We start from the raw sequence: 2,002 nt of genomic DNA, 5'->3' as shown, positions 1-2,002 counted from the left end.
TGCCCGTACAGGGGCGCGGGCCCGTACCGCGCCAGCGCCAGACCGAGCGCGGCCCCGGCGCCCGCGTCTCCATGGGCGACGTCGCCGCGCTGCGGTCGGTGGGGGACCTCTTCCGGACCCTCGACCACGCCTACGGCGGCGGCCACGCGCGCCAGGCGCTGGTGCGCTATCTGGAACACGAAGTGGAACCGATGCTGCGCGGCGCGTACGGCGAGGCCACCGGGCGACGGCTGTTCGCCGCGGCGGCCGATCTCACGCGGCTGGCGGGGTGGACCTCGTACGACATCGCCGCGCACGGGCTGGCGCAGCGGTACTTCGTGCAGGCGCTGCGGCTGGCGCAGGCCGCCGGGGACCGCGCGTACGGCAGCTACGTCCTGGTCACCATGAGCCGGCAGGCCGTGTACCTCGGACACGGCCGGGAGGCCGTGCAGCTGGCGCGCGTCGCCCAGCAGGGCGTGGGGTCGGGCGCGCCGCCCGTGGTGCAGGCGCTGCTGCACGCCGTGGAGGCGCGCGGGCACGGCGTGCTCACCGAGGTACGGGCGTGCACCGCCTCCCTCGCGCGGGCGGAGCGGGCGCTGGAGACGGCGCGGCCGGGGGACGAGGTGCCGTACTGGGCGCGGTTCTTCGACGAGGCGCAGCTGGCCGACGAATTCGGCCACTGCTACCGGGACCTCCAGCAGTACCGGGCCGCCGCGCTGCACGCGGAGCGGTCGTTGCAACTGCGCGGCGCCGGGTTCGCGCGCAGCCGGCTGTTCTGCCGGGTGGTGCTGGCGTCGGCGCGGCTGGGGCTCGGGGAGCTGGAGCAGGCGTGTGTGCTGGGGGCCGAGGCGGCGCAGCAGGCGTCCGAGATGCGCTCCGCACGCGCCATCGAGTACGTACGGGATTTCGAGCGGCGGCTGGAGCCGTACCGGGACGCCGCGGCCGTGCGCGGGTACCGGGAGCGGGTGGCCGCGATCGGGTAGCGGGCGCGGCCGCCGCCCGGCCCGCCGTGCGGCTTGTGCCGCCGTACCGCTGTGCCGCTTGTTGTACCGCCGTGCCGCCGTGCCGCTGTGCGGCTTGTGCCGCTGTGCCGCCGTGCCTGCTACGCCGCGCGCAGCGTCGTCGGTTCGTCGGCGGTGACGCCCAGGTCGTTCAGGACCGCGCGGGCGGCCCGGCGGCCCGAGTAGAGGGCGCCCTGGACGGTGCTGGTGTCGCGGTGGTCGCCGCAGACGTACAGCCCGGAGAGGAGCCGGACCGGGCGGCGGAGGTCGTGCGGCGCGGTCATGGCGGGGATCGCGTCGGGCTCGTGGTACGCGGCCAGCAGGCGCCAGCCGGCGGTGGACGTGCCGTAGACGGCGGCCAGTTGGGCGCGGGCCGCGCGGTCCAGCTCGCCGGTGGGCAGGGCCGCCGCGCTCCCCAGGACCGTCGAGGTGATCAGGGTGCGGCCGGGCGGGGTGCGGTCCGGGTCGACTTCGCCCGCCACCATGGTGTGCGCGACCGGGCCGGGCCCGTCGCCGGTGAGGACGAGTGCCGGTCCGCGCAGCGGCGGCTCGTCGGCGGTGTGGTGCACCACCGTGACCGGGTGGAACGCGGGGAGCCGCAGCCCGGGGACGAGTTCGGCGGCGGCGCGGGCCCCTGTGGCGACCACGACGGAGCGGCAGCGGATGTCGCCGTGACCGGCGGTGGAGACGGACGTGGTGCACACCGACTTCGCCTGTACGCCCGTACGCACCGTGCCGGGCGGCAGGGCCGCGACCAGCAGCTCGGGGATCGTGGCCGCCCCGCCGGCCGCCAGACACAGCCGGCCGCGCGCGTACCCGCGCAGCACCAGGTCGGCGACGCGGCTGGACGTGGTGAGGGCCGGGTCGCCGAGCAGCGAGATCAGCAGCGGACGCAGGAAGCTCTCGACGGCGCGGGGGGAGAGGCCGCGTCCGGCCAGGGTCTCTGCGGCGGGCCGGTCCGGGCGGGTGAGCAGCCGGTCGGTGGAGAGGGTCGCGAAGCGGGACAGCGCGGCGCCCAGCCG

General features: G+C 77.2%; 2 protein-coding genes. One reads left to right on the top strand and one right to left on the bottom strand.

All coding sequences use genetic code 11. The annotated features are described in order from the left end of the window. Window positions 1–962 (top strand): regulator (locus ACFU99_RS41930; RefSeq protein WP_384403579.1); only part of this gene is annotated, 962 nt, incomplete at its 5' end. A 119-nt stretch (window positions 963–1,081) separates the two neighbouring features. Here ACFU99_RS41930 and ACFU99_RS41925 read toward each other — a convergent pair. After that, window positions 1,082–2,002 (bottom strand): FAD-dependent oxidoreductase (locus tag ACFU99_RS41925; protein WP_384403576.1); only part of this gene is annotated, 921 nt, incomplete at its 5' end.

The sequence above is a fragment of the Streptomyces sp. NPDC057654 genome, assembly GCF_042800135.1.
GTDB lineage: Bacteria > Actinomycetota > Actinomycetes > Streptomycetales > Streptomycetaceae > Streptomyces.
This window is presented reverse-complemented; position numbering and strand designations above follow the sequence as displayed.